The sequence below is a fragment of the Acidovorax sp. JG5 genome, from assembly GCF_017939685.1.
Lineage (GTDB): Bacteria > Pseudomonadota > Gammaproteobacteria > Burkholderiales > Burkholderiaceae_C > Acidovorax.
In genome coordinates, this window is the sequence record NZ_JAGKSE010000010.1 from 19,857 (window position 1) to 42,895 (window position 23,039).

17 protein-coding genes and 1 pseudogene are annotated in these 23,039 nt (G+C 63.7%); 12 read left to right on the plus strand and 6 right to left on the minus strand.

Translation table 11 applies throughout. The annotated features are described in order from the left end of the window. Window positions 1-16: 16 nt before the first annotated feature. Genes J8G26_RS11870 through scpA form a run of 5 tightly spaced genes read right to left on the minus strand, consistent with a single transcriptional unit; the run spans window position 17 to window position 5,581 of the window. A complete protein-coding gene (locus J8G26_RS11870; protein WP_210569073.1) occupies window positions 17-1,549 on the minus strand; it encodes an acyl-CoA carboxylase subunit beta in 1,533 nt (510 codons plus the stop codon). Between the two features lie 36 nt (window positions 1,550-1,585). Continuing rightward, the gene (gene meaB, locus J8G26_RS11875; RefSeq protein WP_210569075.1) at window positions 1,586-2,620 is read right to left on the minus strand and encodes a methylmalonyl Co-A mutase-associated GTPase MeaB; all 1,035 of its coding nucleotides are present in this window, start codon (window positions 2,618-2,620) and stop codon (window positions 1,586-1,588) included. A gap of 10 nt (window positions 2,621-2,630) precedes the next feature. After that, a complete protein-coding gene (locus J8G26_RS11880; protein WP_087745812.1) occupies window positions 2,631-3,047 on the minus strand; it encodes a VapC toxin family PIN domain ribonuclease in 417 nt (138 codons plus the stop codon). After that, entirely contained in the window at window positions 3,044-3,361 is a 318-nt protein-coding gene (locus J8G26_RS11885) for a CopG family transcriptional regulator (protein WP_143218388.1), read from the minus strand. The genes J8G26_RS11880 and J8G26_RS11885 overlap by 4 nt, the downstream gene beginning before the upstream one ends. Before the next feature lie 33 nt (window positions 3,362-3,394). Continuing rightward, entirely contained in the window at window positions 3,395-5,581 is a 2,187-nt protein-coding gene (gene scpA, locus J8G26_RS11890) for a methylmalonyl-CoA mutase (RefSeq protein ID WP_210569076.1), read from the minus strand. Between the two features lie 128 nt (window positions 5,582-5,709). On the opposite strand from scpA, the gene J8G26_RS11895 reads away from it, so the two are divergent. The 3 genes and pseudogenes from J8G26_RS11895 to dusA all read left to right on the plus strand — a co-directional run bounded on the left by J8G26_RS11895 (window position 5,710) and on the right by dusA (window position 8,322). Then, entirely contained in the window at window positions 5,710-6,345 is a 636-nt protein-coding gene (locus J8G26_RS11895; protein WP_087745807.1) for a GntR family transcriptional regulator, read from the plus strand. 310 nt (window positions 6,346-6,655) lie between these two features. Then, a pseudogene (locus tag J8G26_RS11900) lies at window positions 6,656-6,919 on the plus strand (IS1595 family transposase); the annotation flags it as partial. 404 nt (window positions 6,920-7,323) lie between these two features. Further along, on the plus strand, window positions 7,324-8,322 hold the full coding sequence (dusA, locus tag J8G26_RS11905) for a tRNA dihydrouridine(20/20a) synthase DusA (RefSeq protein ID WP_210569077.1): 999 nt from the start codon (window positions 7,324-7,326) through the stop codon (window positions 8,320-8,322). A 49-nt stretch (window positions 8,323-8,371) separates the two neighbouring features. On the opposite strand, the gene J8G26_RS11910 is transcribed toward dusA, so the two are convergent. Continuing rightward, a complete protein-coding gene (locus tag J8G26_RS11910; protein WP_210569078.1) occupies window positions 8,372-11,137 on the minus strand; it encodes an EAL domain-containing protein in 2,766 nt (921 codons plus the stop codon). 237 nt (window positions 11,138-11,374) lie between these two features. Here J8G26_RS11910 and J8G26_RS11915 point away from each other — a divergent pair, with 237 nt between their 5' ends. The 9 genes from J8G26_RS11915 to J8G26_RS11955 all read left to right on the plus strand — a co-directional run bounded on the left by J8G26_RS11915 (window position 11,375) and on the right by J8G26_RS11955 (window position 22,875). Beyond that, window positions 11,375-12,445: a (p)ppGpp synthetase gene (locus J8G26_RS11915; protein WP_210569079.1), complete on the plus strand. Its 1,071-nt coding sequence runs from the start codon at window positions 11,375-11,377 to the stop codon at window positions 12,443-12,445. Between the two features lie 228 nt (window positions 12,446-12,673). Continuing rightward, window positions 12,674-14,440: a polyhydroxyalkanoate depolymerase gene (gene phaZ, locus J8G26_RS11920; RefSeq protein ID WP_210569081.1), complete on the plus strand. Its 1,767-nt coding sequence runs from the start codon at window positions 12,674-12,676 to the stop codon at window positions 14,438-14,440. Window positions 14,441-14,604: 164 nt separating this feature from the next. After that, window positions 14,605-15,297, plus strand: coding sequence for an electron transport complex subunit RsxB (gene rsxB / locus J8G26_RS11925; RefSeq protein WP_087745753.1), 693 nt, complete (start codon window positions 14,605-14,607; stop codon window positions 15,295-15,297). 57 nt (window positions 15,298-15,354) lie between these two features. After that, window positions 15,355-16,560: a succinyldiaminopimelate transaminase gene (gene dapC / locus J8G26_RS11930; RefSeq protein WP_210569083.1), complete on the plus strand. Its 1,206-nt coding sequence runs from the start codon at window positions 15,355-15,357 to the stop codon at window positions 16,558-16,560. A 4-nt stretch (window positions 16,561-16,564) separates the two neighbouring features. Next, window positions 16,565-17,398, plus strand: a complete 834-nt coding sequence (dapD, locus tag J8G26_RS11935) for a 2,3,4,5-tetrahydropyridine-2,6-dicarboxylate N-succinyltransferase (protein ID WP_087745749.1) — start codon at window positions 16,565-16,567, stop codon at window positions 17,396-17,398. Window positions 17,399-17,466: 68 nt separating this feature from the next. Beyond that, window positions 17,467-18,627: a PilT/PilU family type 4a pilus ATPase gene (locus tag J8G26_RS11940; protein ID WP_210569086.1), complete on the plus strand. Its 1,161-nt coding sequence runs from the start codon at window positions 17,467-17,469 to the stop codon at window positions 18,625-18,627. A gap of 23 nt (window positions 18,628-18,650) precedes the next feature. Next, window positions 18,651-19,880, plus strand: coding sequence for a succinyl-diaminopimelate desuccinylase (dapE, locus tag J8G26_RS11945; protein WP_210569094.1), 1,230 nt, complete (start codon window positions 18,651-18,653; stop codon window positions 19,878-19,880). Further along, complete coding sequence (gene prmB, locus J8G26_RS11950) at window positions 19,877-20,806, plus strand: 50S ribosomal protein L3 N(5)-glutamine methyltransferase (protein ID WP_210569096.1); 930 nt, start codon at window positions 19,877-19,879, stop codon at window positions 20,804-20,806. Before dapE ends, prmB begins: the two co-directional genes overlap by 4 nt. Then, entirely contained in the window at window positions 20,806-22,875 is a 2,070-nt protein-coding gene (locus J8G26_RS11955; RefSeq protein WP_210569098.1) for an ATP-binding cassette domain-containing protein, read from the plus strand. The genes prmB and J8G26_RS11955 overlap by 1 nt, the downstream gene beginning before the upstream one ends. The last annotated feature ends 164 nt before the right edge of the window (window positions 22,876-23,039 follow it).

The following is a 23,039-nucleotide window of genomic DNA, read 5'->3' on the forward strand; positions in this document are numbered from 1 at the left end:
TATGCTCCTAGTCCGCTCAGAGTGGGATGTTGCCGTGCTTGCGCCACGGATTTTCGAGTTTCTTGTCGCGCAGCATCACCAGCGAGCGGCAGATGCGCTTGCGCGTTTCGTGCGGCAGGATCACGTCGTCGATAAAGCCACGCGCCCCCGCCACAAACGGGTTGGCAAAACGCTCTTTGTATTCGGCCTCACGCGCAGCCAGCTTCACCGGGTCGTTCTTGTCTTCGCGGAAGATGATTTCCACCGCGCCCTTGGCGCCCATCACCGCGATCTCGGCGTTGGGCCAGGCCAGGTTCACGTCGCCGCGCAGGTGCTTGCTGCTCATCACGTCGTACGCGCCGCCGTAGGCCTTGCGCGTGATGACGGTGATCTTGGGCACGGTGCACTCGGCGTATGCGTAGAGCAGCTTGGCGCCATGCTTGATGATGCCGCCGTACTCTTGCGAAGTGCCGGGCATGAAGCCGGGCACGTCCACAAAGGTGACGACCGGGATATTGAAGGCATCGCAAAAGCGCACAAAACGCGCGGCCTTGATGCTCGACTTGATGTCCAGGCAGCCCGCCAGCACCAGCGGCTGGTTGGCCACGATGCCCACGCTCTGCCCCTCCATACGCGCAAAGCCGATGACGATGTTCTTGGCGTACTCGGGCTGCAGCTCGAAGAAGTCGCCGTCGTCCACGGTCTTGACAATCAGCTCCTTCATGTCGTAGGGCTGGTTGGCATTGACCGGCACCAGGGTGTCCAGGCTCAGGTCCATGCGGTCGGCCGGGTCGTTGCTCGGGCGCACCGGGGCCTTTTCGCGGTTGTTGAGCGGCAGGTAGTTGTACAGGCGGCGCAGCATCATCAGCGCCTCCACGTCGTTCTCGAACGCCATGTCGGCCACGCCGCTCTTGGTGGTGTGGGTGACGGCGCCGCCCAGCTCTTCGGCGGTGACTTCCTCATGCGTCACGGTCTTCACCACTTCGGGGCCGGTGACGAACATGTAGCTCGAATCCTTGACCATGAAGATGAAGTCGGTCATGGCGGGCGAATACACGGCGCCGCCGGCGCTGGGGCCCATGATCATGCTGATCTGCGGCACCACGCCGCTGGCCAGCACGTTCTTCTGGAACACGTCTGCATAGCCGCCCAAGCTGGCCACGCCTTCCTGGATGCGCGCGCCGCCCGAGTCATTGAGGCCGATGACGGGTGCGCCCACCTTCATCGCCTGATCCATCACCTTGCAGATTTTCTCGGCATGGGTTTCGCTGAGCGCGCCGCCGAACACGGTGAAGTCCTGGCTGAAGACGAACACCAGGCGGCCGTTGATCATGCCGTAGCCGGTCACCACACCGTCGCCGGGAATCTTGTTGTCTTCCATGCCAAAGTCGGTGCAGCGGTGCTCGACAAACATGTCCCATTCCTCGAACGTGCCGTCGTCCAGCAGCAGCTCGATGCGCTCGCGCGCCGTGAGCTTGCCCTTGGCGTGCTGCGCATCAATGCGCTTTTGCCCGCCGCCCAGGCGTGCCAGCGCACGCTTTTTCTCCAGTTGATCCAGGATGTCTTGCATGGTCGTCCTTTGGTGAAATGGGTTTGTGTTTACTATTTATTTGATAGCTGCTTGCGCTTGACTGGATTGCGCTAGCAGCAGATTTCGTGCTGCAGTGGATGCCGCGATGCGACCTGCTGCCACATCGGCCTGCAGCTGGGGCAGCAGTTCCTTGACCTGCGGATGCTGGCGAAACGCCAGCTTGAGGCCTGCGTCAATGCGCTCCCACATCCAGGCCAGCGCCTGCTTTTCGCGGCGCGCGGCCAGGCGGCCGTTGGTGGTTTGCATCTCGCGAAACAGCGTGACGGCGGCCCAGAAGGCATCCACGCCCTGCCCCAGCAGCGCGCTGATCTGCAGCACGCGCGGCTGCCACAGCGCGCCATGCGTGGCATGGTCGGGGTTGCCGTGCATGCCCAGCAGGCGCAGGCTTGATGTGATCTGCGCCTCGGCCCGCGTGGCGGCGTTCTTGTCGATGTCGGCCTTGTTGATGACCACCAGGTCGGCAATCTCCATCACGCCCTTCTTGATGGCCTGCAGGTCGTCGCCCGCATTGGGCAGCTGCAGCAGCACGAACATGTCGGTCATGCCCGCCACGGCGATTTCGCTCTGGCCCACGCCCACGGTTTCGACGATCACCACGTCGTAGCCTGCGGCCTCGCAGACCAGCATCGCCTCGCGCGTCTTCTCGGCCACGCCGCCCAAAGTGCCGCTGCTCGGGCTGGGGCGGATGTAGGCTTTTTCGTGCACCGACAGGTGTTCCATGCGCGTCTTGTCGCCCAGAATGGAGCCGCCCGAGACGGTGCTGGATGGGTCAATGGTGAGCACGGCCACGCGGTGGCCCAGGCCAATCAGGTACAGCCCCAGCGCCTCGATAAACGTGGACTTGCCCACGCCGGGCACGCCGCTGATGCCCAGGCGAAAGGCCTTGCCCGTGTGGGGCAGCAGCTGGGTGAGCAACGCGTCGCCCTGGGCGCGGTGGTCGGCGCGGGTGGATTCGAGCAGCGTGATGGCTTTGGACATGGCGCGGCGCTGGATGGCCGGCGCTCCATGCAGGATGCCGTCGAGCCAGGAAGGGGAAAGCAGAATGCTCATGGACGGCGGATCACAGGATGTCGAAACCGCGCCCGTCGGGCAGCCGGTAGCGGGAGAAGTCGCGCACATCGACGGTAAAAATCTGCGCCACGCCCGACTCGCAGGCCAGCCAGTACAGGGAGGCATCGGCCAGGTCCATCTCCGTGCGCGGCTGCTGGGTGTATTGCTCGATCCAGCCGCACATGTCGGGCAGGTCGGCGGCGTCGAAGGGAAAGATCTGCACCGCGCCGGCGCCGATCCACTGCAGCATGGCCACCCGGTAGCGCGGCCCCAGCAGATGGCTGGCTTCGGTGATGCAGGGCCAGGTGGTGTGCAGTTGCACGGGTGCCTCGCTCTCCACGATGAGCTGCCGAAAGCGCGCATGGAAGCGGTCGCCCGGATGGAACAGGGCCACCAGGGGTCCGGCGTCGATCAGGCAGACTTTCAATCTGGCTTCTCCTGGGCCAAAGCGCGCTGCGCCAGGTAGGCCGCGTAGTCGTCCTGCTGCCGTGCGTAGTTTTCGCGCAGGCTTTGGCGCAGGGCCGACTGGTGGGGCGGCAGGTCTTCGTCAGGCGTGCCGGTGCCAATGTCGTAGCGCGCGGCTTGGTCCATCACCTTGTGGTACAGCGCCGCCGGGTCCTTGCGGCCCAGCGCGCGCTCCACCGCTTCGACGATGAATTGCGATTTGGTGATGCCCTGCCGCTTGGCGGCAAGCTCCAGCTCCTTTTCGAGCAAGGGGTCCATGCGGACGGATACAGCCATGGCGTTTCTCCAGAGAAATACCGTATTACTGTATCACTTCGCAGTATCGGCAGTACCCACCGCCTTGCGAATCTGCTCCAGCACATCCTTGGCGCTGGCCGGAATCGGCGTGCCGGGGCCATAAATGCCCTTCACGCCCGCTTCGTACAGGTGCTCATAGTCTTGCACCGGAATCACGCCGCCCACAAACACGATGATGTCGTCCGCGCCCTGGTCCTTGAGCGACTGGATGATGGCGGGCACCAGTGTCTTGTGGCCAGCGGCCAGCGTGCTCACGCCCACGGCGTGCACGTCGTTTTCAATCGCCTGGCGGGCGCATTCTTCGGGCGTCTGGAACAGCGGGCCCATGTCCACGTCAAACCCCAGGTCGGCAAAAGCAGTGGCCACCACCTTGGCGCCCCGGTCGTGGCCGTCCTGACCCAGCTTGGCGATCATGACCCGGGGGCGGCGGCCTTGATCTTCGGCAAAGGCGTTGATTTCGGTCTTGAGTTGGTCCCAGCCTTCGGCCGAGTCATAGGCAGCTGCGTACACACCGGTCACCTTTTGCGTATCGGCGCGGTGGCGCCCAAAAACCTTCTCCAGCGCGTCAGACACCTCGCCCACCGTGGCGCGCAGGCGCACCGCCTTGATGGCCAGGTCCAGCAGGTTGCCGCTGCCGTCTGCTGCTGCAGAAGTAAGAGCATCCAGCGCTTGCTGCACCTGGGCTGCATCGCGATTTGCCTTGATTTTTTTCAACCGCTCGATCTGGCCATCGCGCACCTTCACGTTGTCGATCTGCAGGATGTCGACCGGGTCTTCCTTGGCGAGCTTGTATTTGTTGACGCCCACGATCACGTCGCGGCCAGAGTCGATGCGTGCCTGCTTTTCAGCAGCGGCGGCCTCGATCTTGAGCTTGGCCCAGCCGCTGTCCACGGCTGCGGTCATGCCGCCCATGGCTTCGACCTCTTCGATGATCTTCCAGGCGGCGTCCATCATGTCCTGCGTCAGCTTTTCCATCATGTAGCTGCCAGCCCAGGGGTCCACCACGTTGGTGATGTGCGTTTCTTCCTGAATGATGAGCTGCGTGTTGCGTGCGATGCGAGCGCTGAACTCGGTGGGCAGCGCAATGGCCTCGTCGAGCGCGTTGGTGTGCAGGCTCTGCGTGCCGCCAAACACGGCCGCCATGGCCTCGATGGTGGTGCGCACGATGTTGTTGTAAGGGTCTTGTTCGGTGAGCGACCAACCCGAAGTTTGGCAGTGCGTGCGCAGCATCAGGCTCTTGGGGTTCTTGGCGCCGGTCTCCTTCATGATGCGGCACCACAGCAGGCGCGCCGCGCGCATCTTGGCGACTTCGAGGTAGAAGTTCATGCCGATGGCCCAGAAGAAGCTCAGGCGCCCGGCGAATTCGTCCACGTCCAGGCCCGAGGCGATGGCGGTCTTCACATACTCCTTGCCGTCGGCCAAGGTGAAGGCCAGTTCCAGCGCCTGGTTGGCCCCAGCCTCTTGCATGTGGTAGCCCGAGATCGAGATCGAGTTGAACTTGGGCATGTTGCGTGCCGTGTAGCCAATGATGTCGCCAATGATGCGCATCGAGGGCTTGGGCGGGTAGATGTAGGTGTTGCGCACCATGAACTCTTTCAGAATGTCGTTCTGAATGGTTCCTGAGAGTTGGTCTTGCGAGACGCCCTGCTCTTCTGCCGCCACCACGTAGCCCGCCAGCACCGGCAGCACGGCGCCGTTCATGGTCATCGATACCGACACCTTGTCGAGCGGAATCTGGTCGAACAGGATCTTCATGTCCTCGACCGAATCAATCGCCACACCGGCCTTGCCCACGTCGCCCGTCACGCGCGGATGGTCGCTGTCATAGCCACGGTGGGTGGCCAGGTCGAACGCCACGCTCACGCCCTGCCCGCCTGCTGCCAGGGCCTTGCGGTAGAAGGCGTTCGATTCTTCAGCCGTCGAAAAACCCGCGTATTGGCGAATCGTCCAGGGTCGCACCGCATACATGGTGGCCTGCGGACCGCGCAGGTAGGGCTCGAAACCGGGCAAGGTGTTGGCATACGGCAGGCTGGCCGTGTCTTCAGCGGTGTACAGCGGCTTGACGGTGATGCCGTCGGGCGTGACCCAGTTCAGGGCGTTCACATCGCCGCCGGGGGCCGATTTGGCTGCGGCCTTGGTCCAGGCTTCCAGCGAAGCGGCAGCGAACTCGGGGGCATTGTTGTGGGGCTTGTCACTCATGGCGAAGGCTTCTCCGAAGATGGCGGTGGTGGCGTAAACGGCGCAAGGGCTGATCCCGATGTGGCGGCGAGTTTACATCATTCATAATTATTCATTCAAAATATTCTTGCCGGCTTACAATCCACCCCATGTCTGCCCACACCCTCACGCCCCGCGCCCTGTATGTTGAAGTGGCTGAGCAACTGCGCCAGCGCATTTTTCGCCGCGAGCTGGAGCCCGGCAGCTGGATTGACGAACTCAAGATTGCCGAGGAATTCGGCATCAGCCGCACCCCCCTGCGCGAGGCGCTGAAGGTGCTGGCCGCCGAAGGCCTGGTCACGATGAAGGTGCGCCGTGGCGCCTATGTGACGGAGATGAGCGAAAAAGACCTGCGCGACGTGTACCACCTGCTCAGCCTGCTAGAGAGCGACGCCGCGGGCGTGGTGGCCGAACACGCCACCGAAGCGCAGTTGAAAGCGCTGCAAGACCTGCACGCCGAGCTAGAAACCGCTGTGGCGGACCGTGAAAAATTCTTCGCCATCAACGAGCGCTTTCACATGCACCTGCTGGAGATGGCCGACAACCGCTGGCGCAGCCAGATGGTGGCCGACCTGCGCAAGGTGATGAAGCTCAACCGCCACAACTCGCTGCTCAAGCAAGGGCGCATCGAAGATTCGCTGAACGAGCACCGTGCCATTTTGGCGGCCATGCTGGCGCGCGATGCCAAGGCCACGGCCAAAGCCATGCAGGCGCATTTTGCGCAAGGGCTGGAGGCGGCGGCCTGACCCACTGGCTGCAACGGTTCGGGTATCGCGACAGCCGCCAAGGGTGAACCAACCCGGCTCTAGCGCGCGGTGCACCTGACGCCCACGCTCAATATCAAGCGCAATAACCTGACGGCGCACCTTGTGCAGGCCATCGAGGGCATGTACCAGAAACCGGGGGGAGCGGGACGCTGAAGCGGAGCTTCAAAATTGATAGCTGCCAGCGCTTTGTACAAAAGCGCTGGCAGCTGTTTTTTGGCTCTTCTAGCGAATGCTAGTGATGAGTATTTAATCGCCGCGCTGCGCCCCCAGCGTCACGCTGGCCAGCGCAGCGCGGGCTCTAGGCGTGCAGCACCAAGCGGTGAACGTGAGCAAAGGCCAACGTGTCCGAGGCCCTTGGCATGTGCAGAACGTCAATGCCTATGTCAGCAGGCCGCGCGCTTGGATGCAACGGTTCAAGGGTATTGCGACGAAATACCTTGATTCGTATCTGGGCTGGTTCAGATTGTTGGACCGATCAGGCCCCAAGGGGGCGCAGCCCGCGCTGGTGCTGGACGCCGCCATGGGAAACCAAAGCGTCACTAGCATTCGCTAGAAAAGCCTGTTTGTGCTTAATTTCTAACCCGGTGTGATGGTGTTTGAACCGCCAGCCTGAACCGTACGGAAGACGCCCACGAGTTTGTAAATTGACCGAAGAAGGGCGTTACATAAGCCATCGGAATAATTTTGAAACACTTTTTGAGTGGAACGGCTTGATTCTAACGACCTTGCCGATCTGACCAAGTTCTGCTTTTTCGTCTCTCTCAGCTTGGACGCGCACTCTGTTGAAGATTCGCCTTCCCGCCCCTGGTGCGCCCCTTGCCTGCCAAGACCTGAAACGATAATGCAATATTTGCGCCATCGATTTGCATGGCCAGTCTGCCCGAATTTCGCACGGTTCACCCCGCCCAACGCGTGTGCAGCCGCCCTATTCCACTGAACAACGCACAGGTTTGATGTTTGAAAACTACCCAATCCAATCAACCACTTAGCCCCTGGCGCATGTCCGTCGCCCCGATGATGGACTGGACTGACCGCCACTGCCGCTACCTGCACCGGCTGCTGAGCCGGCACACCCTGCTGTACACCGAGATGGTGACCACGGGCGCGCTGGTGCATGGCGATGTGCAGCGCCATCTGCGCTTCAACGCCGAAGAGCACCCTGTGGCTTTGCAGCTGGGCGGCAGCGAGCCGGCCGACCTGGCGCACTGTGCGCGGCTGGGTGAGCAATGGGGCTATGACGAGATCAGCCTCAATTGCGGCTGCCCCAGCGAGCGCGTGCAGCGCGGTGCCTTTGGTGCCTGCCTGATGAACGAGCCCCAGCTGGTGGCCGATTGCGTGAAGGCCATGGTGGACGTGGTGCAGGTGCCCGTGACTGTGAAGCACCGCATCGGCATCGACAAGGACGAAAGCTACGCCTTTGTGCGCGACTTTGTGGGCACCGTGGCCGCTGCGGGCTGCGCGGTGTTCATCGTGCATGCGCGCAATGCCTGGCTCAAGGGCCTGTCACCCAAGGAAAACCGCGAAGTGCCACCGCTGCGCTATGACGTGGTGCGCCAGCTCAAGGCCGATTTCCCGCACCTGATCTTTGCCATCAACGGTGGCCTGAACACCGATGTCGCCGTGCAGGAGCAGCTCGCCGGGCTCGATGGCGTGATGGTGGGCCGTGAGGCTTATCACAACCCCTGGTGGCTGGCGAGCTGGGATGCGCTGTACTACGGGGCCCCACAAAGCACGCTCACCCGCGAGGACGTGGAAGCCGCCATGGTGGACTACATGGCGCGTGAGGCCGCTGCGCACGGCACGCCGTGGGCCAGCATTGCGCGGCACATGCTGGGCCTGCGCCATGGACTGGCGGGCTCACGCCGCTGGCGCCAGGTGTGGAGCGACCACCGCCTCAAAGGCCTGCCGCCACACGAAGTGATGGCTCTGGCGCACGCCAGCCCGGTCGAGGCCTGATCCGGATTCACCGCCACGGCGAATGAGGGGTTGTGGGCCCGTTACACCATCACCCCGCGCCCAGCTGGCGCTCCACCCACCCTTGCAAGGGCTCGGGTCGGGAAAACAGATAGCCCTGCAGGCAGTCGCAATGGCTGGCCACCAAAAAGTCGGCCTGGGCGCGTGTTTCCACGCCCTCGGCCACCACGCGCAGCTTGAGGTGCCTGGCCACCGAAATGATGGACTGCACAATGGCCGTGTCGCTGGGGTCGTCGGGCGTGTCCTGCACAAAGCTCTTGTCGATCTTCAGCTCATACAGCGGCAGCCGCTTGAGGTAGGCCAGGCTGGAATAGCCGGTGCCAAAGTCGTCAATAGAGAAGCGCACGCCGCTTTGCCCCAATTCGGTCATGCGGGCGATGGTGTCGTCGAGGTTTTCGATCAGCAGGCTTTCGGTGACCTCGAGGATGAGCTGGGCCGCCGGAGCGCCGGTCTGCGCGAGCATGTCGCGCACGCGTTCGACAAAATCGTCCTGGCGAAACTGGCGCTCGCTCACGTTGACCGAGATCGACAGATCCTGCCCCACCGCGTGCAGGCGGGCCAGCGTCTCACAGGCCTGGCGGATCATCCAGTCGCCCATGCGCAAGATCAGGCCCGACGATTCCGCCACCGGAATGAAGCGGCTGGGCGGCACGCTGCCGCGCACCGGGTGGTTCCATCGCATGAGCAGCTCACCGCCGATCACCGTGCCGGACGCATCCACCTGCGACTGCACGAACGCCGTCAGCTGGCCATCGGCACTGGCCTTCTTGAGGTCCTGCTCCAGCGCCAGGCGCTCCTGCACGTCGGCCTGCATGTCGGCTTCATAGAAACGGATGCGGTTGCGCCCCAGGTCCTTGGCGCGGTACATGGCGGTATCGGCCTCGCGCAGCAGGTCCTCGACCTCTTCGCTGCGCTTGGGGAAAAGGGTGATGCCGATGCTGCCGGTGCTGCTGTAGAGGTGCGTTTCGATGGTGTAGGGCGCCTCCAGGGCCGCGCGCACGGCTTCGGCCGCCAGCAATGCGCCACGCCCGGCCGATTCCATGTCAGTGGCAATGTCGTTGACGAGCAACACGAATTCGTCGCCCCCTATTCGCGCGACGGTGTCACCGGGGCGCTGCAATTGCGTGAGGCGCTGCGCCACCTGTTTGAGCAACACATCGCCCAGCGGATGGCCGCGGGCGTCGTTGATCTGCTTGAAGTTGTCCAGGTCAATGAACAGCAACGCCCCCACCTGCCCCGAGTTGTGCGCCGAGGCCAGGGCATGCTCCAGGCGGTCCAGCAACATGCGGCGGTTGGGCAGGCCGGTCAGCGCGTCGAAGTAGGCCAGCTGGTGCGTGCGGGCCTCGGCCAGCTTGCGTTCAGTGATGTCCCGGGACAAGGCAATGAAACGGGGAATCTGCCCGGGCGTTGCACTTTCCTTGCGGGCGATGGACAGCTCGAACCAGTGCGTCTTTTGCCCCAGTTCAAGGCGGTACTGGTGGCCGATCGAATGGCCTGTGTCGTGGGCCGCCTGCAACGCGGCCCGCCACCCGGCGATAGCCTCTGGCGGCACGAATTCGTCCATCAGCCGGCCCAGGAACATCTCGGGCGGCGCGGCCAGCAGCACCGAACGCGCGGCGCGGCAATGGTGGATGCGCCCATCCAGCCCCACTTCGAACAACAGGTCCGGAATGGCATTGAGCGTGCTTTCCAGATCGTCCCGCGTGCTGCGCAGCGCCTGCGTCATGCGGTGGGCCAGGCCAACTGCGCGCTCGCGGCCCGTGGCCATCACCCAGATCAGCCCGCCCACCAGCAGGCTCAGGGCCGCACCCATGGCGGCAAACAGGCCGTTGTCGGTGTCGTCAAAGCGCCGCGTGAAAGCCGGCAGCGGTTGCATCACGAGGGTCCAGGTGCGCCCGCCCAGGTGCATTTGCTGCGTGGCGCGCAAGCCATTAGACACGCCTTCCGGGGCGGTGGGCAGGTTGGTGTTGCCATGCAGCAGAGTGCCGCCCGCCTCTGGGTTGCCGTCATAAATGGCCAGGTCGATGTCGGCGTCGAGTTGCTGCGCGAGGCCCTGCAACAACTCAGGGACACGAAAAGGCGCCGACACCCAGCCCACTACGCCACGCCGGCGGCCTTCTACCGAGTCAAGGTCGGCATCTTTTTGGTAGATTGGCAGGTACATCACCAGCCCGCTGACGGAATTGCGGCCGATGTCCTGCTGCAGCCTGAGCCGCGCGGTCAACGCCAGCTGTCCGGTGTCACGCGCGCGGTCGAGCGCTTCACGGGCGGCCGGCACGGTGGAGATATCAAACCCCAGCGCCTTGAGGTTGTCGATGGACTGGGGTTCGATATGGGTAAGGGGCGTGTAACGCGCGCGGACCCCCGCCGGGTGCACGGTGTAGAAAGAAAAGCCCCGCGCGCGCATTTGTGCCATGTGGGCGTCCAGCCGGTCGGCCGGCAGGTCCAGCGCGTACGACACGCCCTGCAGCCCGGGCCGGGTTTCCGACAGGCGCAGCGCTTGTACGTAAGCATGAAACTCATTGCGATCAATGCTGTCGGAGCCGTCGTAATACCCCTTCACGCCCCGCAGCACCAGCTCGAAGGTGGCCATCCGGTCCTTGAGGCTGTCAACGATGCGGTCCGCCGAGGCGGTGAACGCCTGGCGCTTTTTGGCCTCGACCTCCCGATCTGCAGCCTGCCAGAACAGAAAGGTCAGCCCCATCAGGAACAATGCCACCACCGGGCCCAGCAGTGCGAGTGGACGCCAGTGGCTTTCCGGGGCGGGAAGCTCCTCATACTGGCGGGCTTGGCTCATGGGTTCACAAAGGTGGGTGGTTGCGGGTCGCGGCAGGCAGCCTGCAAAAACCGGCGGCGCGCGAGCGCCAAGACGGCCTGCCAGCATTATGGACAAGGTCATGGCCGCCGGCCCTAAGTATTTATGCCCCCCGCGGCATGGATTCGCAAAATTGCGCACGGCACCCGCCGTCCGGTTGCGACACATGCTGGCGCAGGCCTTACGATTCAGGCCACAGGTGCATTCAAGAACGACCCTATGCCTTCGCTTGACTTCGAACGGGAGGAAGCCCGTTTCCATGCCTTCCACGACCAGAACCTGCCGCGCCTGCAGGAGGCTTGCGCATCCTTCGTCGCCCTGCTCACCGCATTGCTGACCCCGTCGGGGCAGGTGGATGTGGCCAAGGTGGAGGGGCGTGTGAAGGACAAGGAAGAGTCCATTCGCAAGTTCACCCGCAAGTACCGGCCAGCGCTGGAGGAAGCCAACGAGCCATATGAAATTGCGCCCTACATCACCGACCTGATCGGAGTGCGCGTGGTTTGCCTGTATGAAGACGAGCTCGAAAAGGTAGCCCAGCTGGTGCGTTCGCATTTCGATGTGATGGATGTCACCGACAAGGTGGCCGCCGTGGAGAACACCGAGGCCTCGTTTGGCTACAAGGGCCTGCACCTGGACCTGAGGCTCAACGCCGCCCAGAGGGCGTTGCCCGAGCACGCCGCGTGCGCGGCCTATGCGGTTGAGCTGCAGGTGCGCACCATCATCCAGGATTCGTGGAGCGTGCTGGACCACAAGATCAAGTACAAAAAGTCGATTCCCGGCCAGCTCAAGCGCCGCATCAACGTGCTGTCGGCCTTGTTCGAGCTGGCCGACCGCGAGTTCCGCCAGATCCGTGACGCCACCGCGGCCGAGTTGCTGCAGGCCCCCGACGAAACGGCCGAAGCCCTGCCAGAACCCGGTGTGCAGGCGCCAGAGAAGGCGCCCACCGGGGGCAGCGAACTCAACGCCTTCACCTTCCTCAAGATCGCCAACCACTTCTTCAAGGATTTTGAGTTCGAACCCTCCAAGGTGGACAGCTTTGTGGACGACATCCAGGGTTGGTCGTCCGGCATGACCCGCGCCCGCTTCAATGCGCTGCTGCGCGAAACCATTGCGGTGGTCAAGCGCTACAAGCTGCATTTTGAAGAACAGAACCCGCAGGGCAGCTTCAACGCCTACACCGTGATCCGCCATTGCCTGTATCTCAGTAACAACATCGCGTTCCGCCCAGCCCTGCGCAACGTGGCCCGGGAAGCCTTTGAGGCGTGGCTACAGGAACACGGCAGAACTTGAGCCAGGGCAAGACCGGTGCATGACAAAATTTTAGGTATTAAATTGGCATGTAGCGATTGATGGTATTGCGCGAGAAGCTATCATTTGTATAGCATTTATAAGCCAATAACCGACCGGCACGAAAGTCACCAGACTGTCACCAAAGCGACTTCGCATTGGTGGTTTCACTCCAGACATCGGTAACCAGATGCTGTTATATTGCACTGCAACATAACGGAGTTTCGCCCCATGCTCTACCAGATCTACGAAACCCAACGCTCCCTGATGGAGCCCTTTGCCGACTTTTCCCAGGCCATCTCCAAGCTGTACAGCCACCCGGCGTCGCCCCTTAGCCAGACCTCGCTCGCGCAACGGGTTTCTGCCGGCTACGACCTGCTGTATCGCCTGGGCAAGGGCTACGAAAAGCCCGCCTTTGACATCCCGACGGTGGATGTGGACGGCGTGGGCATCGCCATCCATGAGCGCGTCGAAATCAACAAGCCCTTTTGCGAACTGCGCCGCTTCAAGCGTTTTTCGGACGATCCGGCCACGCTGACCAAGCTCAAGGGCCAGCCGGTGGTGCTGATCGTGGCACCGCTGTCAGGCCACTACGCCACCTTGCTGCGCGACACGGTGCGCACCATGCTCAAGGATCACAAGGTCTATATCACCGATTGGCGCAATGCCCGCCTTGTGCCGCTGTCCGAGGGGGAGTTCCACCTTGATGATTATGTCAACTATGTGCAGGAGTTCATTCGCCACCTGCAGGGCATCTATGGCAACTGCCATGTGATCAGCGTCTGCCAGCCCACCGTGCCAGTGTTGGCTGCCGTGTCCTTGATGGCCAGCCGGGGCGAGACCACGCCGATCACCATGACCATGATGGGCGGCCCCATCGATGCGCGCAGATCACCCACCGCGGTGAACAATCTGGCCACGAATCGCAGCTACGAATGGTTTGAGAACAATGTGATCTTCCGCGTGCCCGACAACTGCCCCGGAGCGGGCCGCCGGGTGTACCCCGGTTTCCTGCAGTACACCGGCTTTGTGGCCATGAACCCCGACCGGCATGCCACCAGCCATTACGATTATTTCAAAGACCTGATCAAGGGCGATGACGCCAGCGTCGAGGCCCACCGCAAGTTCTACGACGAATACAACGCCGTGCTGGACATGGATGCGGACTATTACCTGGAAACCATCAAGACCGTGTTCCAGGACTACGCACTTGTACATGGCACCTGGGATGTGCGCTCGCCCGAGGGCAAAATCGAGCGCGTGCGCCCGCAGGACATCACCACCACCGCGCTGTTCACGGTGGAAGGCGAGCTCGACGATATCTCGGGCTCGGGCCAGACGGAGGCCGCGCACGACCTGTGCACGGGCATCGAGCGCAAGGAGCAGCACCACCTCGAAGCCAAGGGCGCGGGTCACTACGGTATTTTCAGTGGCCGCCGCTGGCGCGACATCGTGTATCCCGAAGTGCGCGCCTTCATCCTGCAACACGAAAAGCCCTCAGACAAACCATCCACGCCTGTGGCCACACCCGCCAGTGAACCGTTGGCCGCTGTCAGCGCGACACCCGTGCCCAGTGCGCCCGTGATTGCAACCCCGGCACCGGAGAATTCCAGCGCAGCAAACGCCGCACAGACAGTGAGCCCAAGCCCGGTAGAGCCCTCCGTTGAGGGCCCATCTGCGGCCAAAGCGCCCCGGGCTGCGGCAAAAGCAGCCGCCAAAGTTGTTCCTGAGATCGCCAGCGCCCGCCCGGCAAAGCGCACGGCCAAGGCAGCCGTGCCCGCCGTGACCGCTCCCGCCGCTGTGGCAAAGCCCAAAGCTGCGCAGGCTGCCCGCCCGAACCCGGCGCCCGCCAGCGTGGCAACGCGGTGGGTGACAACTGCGGGCACTGACGCCGCCAGCACAGCCCCGAGCACGGCGGCTGCAGCCAAAACTGCCGGAACTGCGCGGGCCTCAGCGCCGGTGGCACCGAGCCCAAAACGACCAACGCGCAAGGCCTGAGAGGCTGAGAATCTTTTGCCTATGCCCGCCTTGCACACCAAAACATCCCTGCTCGTCGTTGCCAATGCGCGCCATAGCCCGAGCTATGGCTGTGCTTGTGCCGCCCCCGATCAGCGGCGTTTTGACCCGCCTTTCGGGCACGGGCAAAAAACTCTCAGCCGCTGATGCCAGGCTTGCTGCCCGCGACCGGGTTGGCGGAGCGCATCAACGCGGCCCTGCCCCAGACACAGTGCACCCGCTGCGGCTACCCCGACTGCGCAAGCTATGCCCAGGCCATTGCCGAGGGGCTTGCGTCCATCAACCAGTGCCCGCCCGGCGGGCAGGAGGGTGTGGCCCGGTTGGCCGCCATCACAGGCCAGGCCGTGCAGCCACTCAATCCCGAAAATGGTTTGGAAGCCCCGCGCACAGTGGCAGTGATTGATGAAAACTGGTGCATTGGCTGCACCCTGTGCATCAAGGCCTGCCCGACCGACGCCATTGTGGGCGCCAACAAGTTCATGCACACCGTGATGTCCGCCCATTGCACCGGTTGCGAGCTGTGCATTCCGGTGTGCCCGGTCGACTGCATTCAGCTCGAAAACGCCAGTGGCAACGCCACCGGCTGGGCCGCCTGGACCCAGACGCAGGCCGACAGTGCGCGCCAGCGCTACGCCCATCGCCAGCAACGGTTGGTGCAGCACGGCGCCGCAACGCCCGAAGCCGGGCCGGACACGGACACGCCACCGGATGCGCGCCCCGCTCCTGCGGCGGACAGCGCACGGGCCGCCCCGGCTTCCACGGCGCCCGAGGCGCGCCAGGCAGCCATTGCCACGGCCATGGCCCGCGCCCGAGAGCGGCGAAATCCGCCCTCCCCTTGAGGCGCACAGGGCCGGCGTGGCCGTGTCCCTGTATGTCATCGCCCATAATGCAGCCCCATGAATCCCCTGCTTTCCCACCTGCAGCCCTACCCTTTCGAGCGGCTGCGACAGCTTTTTGCGGGGGTCACACCCCCGGCGGCCTACAGCCCCATCAGCCTGGGCATGGGCGAACCGCGCCATCCCACGCCGCAATTCATCAAGGATGCCATCAGCGCCAATCTGGGCGGGTTGGCCAGCTATCCGGCCACGGCGGGCGAATTGCGCCTGCGCGAGGCATTTTCGGCCTGGCTGTCCCGGCGCTACGACCTGGCCGTGGATGCCGGCACGCAGGTGTTGCCTGTCAACGGCTCGCGTGAAGCACTGTTTGCCTTTGCGCAGACCGTGATCGACCCGTCCAAAGGCCAGCCCGTGGTGGTTTGCCCGAACCCGTTCTATCAAATCTATGAAGGCGCGGCTGTGCTGGCCGGCGCAACGCCCTATTACGCTCCCAGCGACCCGGCCCGCAACTTTGCGGTGGACTGGGACAGCGTGCCCGATGCGGTGTGGCAGCGCACCCAGCTGCTGTTTGTCTGCTCGCCCGGCAATCCCACGGGTGCCGTGATGCCGCTGTCCGAATGGCAAAAGCTGTTTGAGCTGAGTGACCGCCACGGCTTCGTGATTGCGTCGGACGAGTGCTACAGCGAGATCTACTTTCGCGACGAGCCCCCGTTGGGTGGCCTGCAGGCGGCCGCCCGCCTGGGGCGTGGCGACTTCAAGAACCTGGTGTCCTTCACCAGCCTGTCCAAGCGCAGCAACGTGCCGGGGCTGCGCAGCGGCTTTGTGGCCGGCGATGCCGCGCTGATGAAAGCCTATTTGCTGTACCGCACCTACCACGGCAGCGCCATGGGCCCGGTGGTGCAGGCGGCCAGCATTGCGGCCTGGGGCGACGAGCAGCATGTGGTGGAAAACCGCACGCTGTACCGCAAGAAGTTTGCGCAGGTCACGCCCTTGCTCGCTGGCGTGATGGAAGTCTCGTTGCCCGACGCCGGCTTTTATCTCTGGGCCAAGGTGCCCGAGGCCCTGGGCATGACCGACACCGAGTTCGCCCGGGCCTTGCTGGCTCAATACAATGTCACCGTGCTGCCCGGCAGCTACCTGGCCCGCGAGGTCCAGGGCAGCAACCCCGGCGCCCAGCGCGTGCGCATGGCCCTGGTGGCCGACACCGAAGAATGCGTGGAAGCCGCGCTGCGCATCGTCCAATTCATCCAATCCCGTACTGCCTGACACCATGACCCAACAACTCCAAACCCTCATCGACAACGCCTGGGACAACCGCACCAGCCTTTCGCCCGCAGCGGCCCCCAAGGAAATCGTCGATGCCGTCGAGCATGTGATTGCCGAACTGAACAATGGCAAGCTGCGCGTAGCCACCCGCGAAGGCGTGGGCCAGTGGACCGTGCACCAGTGGATCAAGAAGGCCGTGCTGCTGTCCTTCCGCCTGAAAGACAACGAAATCATGCAGTCGGGCGACCTGGCCTTCTACGACAAGGTGCCCACCAAGTTTGCCCACCTCTCACCCCAGGAAATGGCCGCCACCGGCGTGCGCGTGGTGCCCCCGGCCGTGGCGCGGCGCGGCAGCTTTATTGCCAAGGGCGCGATCCTGATGCCCAGCTACGTGAACATCGGCGCCTATGTCGATGAAGGCACCATGGTGGACACCTGGGCCACCGTGGGCAGCTGCGCGCAAGTGGGCAAGAACGTGCACCTGTCCGGTGGCGTGGGCCTGGGCGGCGTGCTGGAACCCCTGCAGGCCAACCCCACCATCATTGAAGACAACTGCTTCATCGGCGCCCGCTCCGAAGTGGTTGAAGGCGTGATCGTCGAAGAAAACTCGGTGCTGGGCATGGGCGTGTATCTGGGCCAGAGCACCCCCATCTTCAACCGCGCCACCGGCGAGATCAGCTACGGCCGCGTGCCGTCGGGCTCGGTGGTGGTGAGCGGCAACCTGCCCAAGACGGCGGCCAATGGCGCGCCCTACAGCATGTACGCCGCCATCATCGTCAAGCAGGTGGATGCGCAGACCCGCTCCAAGACCAGCATCAACGACCTGCTGCGCGACTGAGCGCGGTCGCGCATGCACGCCAGCGCGATCAGCGCCGCAACCGATACGAACAGCACGGGGGAAACACCATGAGCACGATGGAACGCATTCTTCGCCTGATGGCGGAGAAAAAGGCCTCCGATGTCTTTCTGTCGGCCAATGCCCCGGCGCTGATCAAGATCAATGGCGAATGCGTGCCGATCAACAACCAGATCCTGCCGCCCGACGCGCCGCGCAACCTGCTCTCCGAGGTGGTGCCACCAGACCGCATCGAAGAGCTCGAAGAAACCGGCGAGCTCAACATGGGCGTGCCACTGACCGGTGTGGGCCGGTTCCGTATCAGCGCCATGCGCCAGCGCGGCAGCTACGCGGTGGTGATCCGCTTCATCACGCAACAGATTCCGGTGTTTGACACGCTGGGCCTGCCGCCCGTGCTGCGCGAGCTGATCATGGAAAAGCGCGGCCTCATCCTGGTGGTGGGCGCCACGGGCTCGGGCAAGAGCACCACGCTGGCGTCCATCATCGACAGCCGCAACGAACAGCTGACCGGGCACATCCTCACGATCGAAGACCCGGTCGAATACCAGTTCAAGAACAAGAAATCGATCGTCAACCAGCGCGAGATCGGCAACGACACCCAGTCGCTGCAGACCGCGCTGAAAAATGCCTTGCGCCAGGCCCCAGACGTCATTCTGATCGGCGAAATCCGCGACCGCGAAACCATGTCGGCCGCCATTGCCTACGCGCAGTCGGGCCACCTGTGCCTGGCCACGCTGCACGGCAACAACAGTTACCACGCGCTCAACCGCATCCTGAGCTTCTACCCCGTCGAGGTGCGCCCGACCATGCTGGGCGACCTGGCATCGGCGCTCAAAGCGGTGGTGTCCCAGCGCCTGGTGCGCACGGTGGACGGTGGCCGCGTGCCCGCAGTGGAAGTCATGCTCAACACCAAGCTGGTTTCCGATCTGGTCGAAAAAGGCAACTTCTCGGGCGTGAAGGAGGCCATGGAAAAATCCATGGCCGAAGGCTCGCAGACCTTTGAGGAAGCCCTGGCCCGCCTCATCATGGAAGGCAAGGTTGACCGCAAGGAAGGCCTGGCCCACGCCGACTCGCCCACCAACCTGATGTGGCGCCTGCAAAACGACTTCGCCCTGGCGGCCAACGCCGCCAAGGCGCAAAAAGAGGCGCGGGAAACCCCCGACGACCAACCTTCCTTTACCGAAATCGTGCTGGACGTCAAAGCCGCCTGACCCGGTTTCTCCTGAAATTTCCGATGTCCCGCACCCTGCATCTGGCCGAACAGCTCATCTCCCTGCCCTCCATCACGCCGGAGGACGCAGGCTGCCTTGACCTGCTCGCGGCACGCCTGGCCCCGCTGGGCTTTGTCTGCGAGCGGCTGGACAGCGGGCCCGACGGCTTGCGCGTCAGCAATTTATGGGCAAAACGGCCTGTAGCGCTTGTACCACCTGCGCAGCAAGCTATAAAAACCATAGTATTTGCCGGGCACACCGACGTGGTTCCCACCGGCCCGCTGGCGCAGTGGAGCAGCCACCCCTTCACGCCCACGCACAAGGACGGCAAGCTCTTTGGCCGTGGCGCCAGCGACATGAAAACCTCCATCGCCGCCTTCGTCGTGGCGGTGGAAGAGTTTCTGGCCGCCCACCCCGATCCACAGGTTTCCATCGCCTTCCTGCTGACCAGCGACGAGGAAGGCCCTTCGATTGACGGCACCAAGGTGGTGGTGGAGCAGCTCAAGGCGCGCGGCGAGCCGCTCGACTACTGCATCGTGGGCGAGCCCACTTCCGTCGAAAAGACGGGCGACATGATCAAGAACGGCCGGCGCGGCACGCTCAGCGGCAAGCTCACCGTGCGCGGCATCCAGGGCCACATCGCCTACCCGCAACTGGCCCGCAACCCCATTCACCAGGCCCTGCCCGCGCTGGCCGAAATGGCCGCCACCGAATGGGACCAGGGCAATGCCTTCTTTCCGCCCACCAGCTGGCAGATCAGCAACATGCACGGCGGCACCGGCGCCACCAACGTGATCCCGGGCGAGGTGGTGGTGGATTTCAATTTCCGCTTTTCCACCGAATCCACCGCCGAAAAGCTCAAGCAGCGCGTCTACAGCCTGCTCGACCGCCACAGCCTCGAATACGACCTGCAGTGGACGCTGGGCGGCCAGCCCTTTCTGACCACGCCGGGCGAGCTCGTCACGGCCGTGCAGCAGGCCATCCTGGCCGAAACCGGCATCACCACCGAGCTGTCCACCACCGGCGGCACCAGCGATGGCCGCTTCATCGCGCAGATCTGCCCGCAGGTGATTGAACTGGGCCCACCCAACGCCACCATCCACAAGATCGACGAATATGTGGTGGTGGCCGACATCGAGCCCCTCAAGAACATCTACCGCCGCACCCTCGAAAACCTGAACCGCCAGGCCGGCACGGCGCCAGCTGCCACACTGTCGGCCCCACTGCACGCCACACAGGCGACCGCGGCATGACCGGCACCGTCACCACCCTGCCCGCCCTGCAAGGCGGCACCGTGGCCGCGCTGGTGCAGTCCGGCTCCGACCTACTCACCGCCGCGGGCGTTGCCTTCGGGCACGGCACCACCAATGCCCACGACGAAGCCGCCTGGCTGGTCCTGTGGCGCCTGGGCCTGCCGCTGGACAGCGATCTCGGCGACGGCCCCGATTCCATGGCAAATAGGCCTGTAACGCCCGCTGAACTTGCGCAGGCAGCTACACTTTTTGATGAACGCATTCGCAGCCGCAAGCCGGCCGCCTACCTCACCCGCGAGGCCTGGCTGCAAGGCGTGCCGTTTTACGTGGACGAGCGCGCCATCGTGCCGCGCAGCTTCATCGCCGAGTTGCTGGCCGATGGCAGCATTGACGATTTTTTGGGCGCGCACACGCGCCGCGTGCTCGACCTGTGCACCGGCAACGGCAGCCTGGCCGTGCTGGCGGCCATGGCTTGGCCCGACATCGAGGTCACGGGCGCCGACATTTCGCCCGACGCCCTGGCCGTGGCCCGCATCAATGTGGACCGGCATGGCCTGCAAGACCGCGTCACGCTGCAGTTGTCGGATGGCCTGGCCCAACTGCCCGGTCCCTGGGACCTGATTCTGTGCAATCCGCCCTATGTGAACGCGGCCAGCATGGCGCAATTGCCCGCCGAATACCGGGCCGAGCCCACCCTGGCGCTGGCGGGCGGCGCCGATGGCATGGACTTCATTCGCCAGCTGCTACACGATGCGCCCGCCCGCATGAGCGAAAATGCGGTGCTCGTGCTCGAAATCGGCAACGAGCGTTCCCACTTTGAAGCCGCCTTCGGGCAGCTGCCCGTGTACTGGATAGACACCAGCGCGGGCGAAGACCAGGTGCTGCTGGCCACACGCCAGGCCCTGGTTGCATTTTTCTCTTCCTGATGATCACTCTTAAAAACGTCACCTTGCGCCGCGGCGCCAAGGTGCTGCTCAATGGCGTCAACGCCACCATCAACCCCGGCGAAAAGGTCGGGCTGGTGGGGCGCAATGGCGCTGGCAAATCCAGCCTGTTTGCCCTGCTCAACGGCTCTCTGCACGAAGACGGTGGCGATTGCTACATCCCCACGCAGTGGCGCATGGCGCAAGTAGCGCAGAACATGCCCGAAACCGACGAGCCCGCCACCGCATTCGTGGTGGCCGGCGACACGCGGCTGACCGACCTGCAGGCCCAGCTGGCCAAGGCCGAGGCCGACGACGACGGCATGGCCATCGCCCACGCCTACACCGACCTGGCCGATGCCGGCGCGCACGACGCCGAGCCCCGCGCGCAGGCCCTCATCCTGGGCCTGGGCTTCAAGGTGTCCGAGCTCGACAAACCCGTCAACAGCTTCTCGGGCGGCTGGCGCATGCGCCTGCAGCTGGCCCGCGCGCTGATGTGCCCCTCCGATCTGCTGCTGCTCGACGAGCCCACCAACCACCTGGACCTCGATGCCCTGGTCTGGCTCGAAGCCTGGCTTAAGCGCTACGAAGGCACGATGATCGTCATCAGCCATGACCGCGAGTTCCTCGATGCCGTGACCAACGTCACCATGCACATCGACAACGCGCAGATCACACGTTACGGCGGCAACTACAGCAAGTTTGAAGATCTGCGCGCCCAGCAGCTCGAATTGCAGCAGGCCAGCTTTTCCAAGCAGCAGGAAAAGATCGCCCACCTCAAGAAGTTCATCGACCGCTTCAAGGCAAAGGCCAGCAAGGCCAAGCAGGCACAAAGCCGCGTCAAGGCGCTCGACCGCATGGAAAAGATCGCGCCCGTGCTGGCCGACGCCGAATTCACCTTCGAATTCAAGGAGCCGGTCAACCTGCCCAACCCGATGCTGGCCATCAGCGATGCGGCGTTTGGCTACCGCTCGGACGACGGGGCGCAAACCACCATTTTGGAAAACGTCAGCCGCAGCGTGCTGGCCGGCCAACGCATCGGTATTCTGGGCGCCAACGGCCAGGGCAAGTCCACGCTGGTCAAGACCATTGCCCGCACCATGGCGCCGCTGGCCGGCACCGTGACCGAGGGCAAGGGCCTGTCGATTGGCTACTTTGCCCAGCAGGAACTGGACGTGCTGCGCCCGCACGAAAACCCGCTGGAGCACATGATCCGCCTGGCGCGCGAGCTGGGCCCCAACAGCCGCGAACCGAGCCGCGAACAAGACCTGCGCAGCTACCTGGGCACGTTCAATTTCACTGGCGACATGGTCAAGCAAAGCGTGGGCAGCATGAGCGGCGGCGAAAAAGCCCGCCTGGTGCTGGCCATGATCGTCTGGCAGCGCCCCAATCTGCTGCTGCTTGACGAGCCCACCAACCACCTGGACCTGGCCACGCGCGAGGCGCTGTCGATGGCGCTCAACGAGTTTGAAGGCACGGTCATGCTGGTCAGCCACGACCGCGCCCTGCTGCGCGCCGTGTGCGACGAGTTCTGGATGGTCGGGCGCGGCGCCGTGGGGCCATTTGACGGCGACCTCGACGACTACCAGCGCTACCTGCTGGACGAAGCCAAGCGCCAGCGCGAACTGGCCAAGCTGGAGGCCGCAGCCGACAGCGCGGCGCTCAAGGCGGGTGCAGCACAGGCGCCTGTTGCGGCCGTGGCAGCCACAGCCATTGCTCCTGTTTCAATAGCTGCTCGCGCAGACCAGGCAAGCGCAAAAGGCCAAAATGATGCAAAACCTGCTATCGACGCCAAGGAGCAGCGCAAGCAGGATGCCCAGGCACGCCAGCAACTGGCAGAACGAACCCGGCCCCTGAAACGCGAAATTGAAAAGATCGACCAGCGCTTATCTGCCCTGGTGGCCGAGCGGGCCGACTTGGAGCAGCGCCTCACCCAGCCGCTGCCACCGGCTGAAATCGCCGACCTTGGCCGGCGCCTGAAAGCCGGCCACGATGAAACTGCACGGCTGGAAGAGCGTTGGCTGGAAATTTCCGCCGAACTGGAAGAAATGGGCGCCAGCGCCAGCGCCTGACACGTAAATTCTTGTGATTTTCTGCGATTGTTTTGGCTTTCTGACCAATAGCGGCCGACGCTGGTAGCTATTAACTTTGAAGCAAAAATTCTTGCAGGAATAACGGGTGATCTGGTTGCATTTTTTTGCGTTTGAACGTCAACCAAGCCTCCAGCGAACGCGTT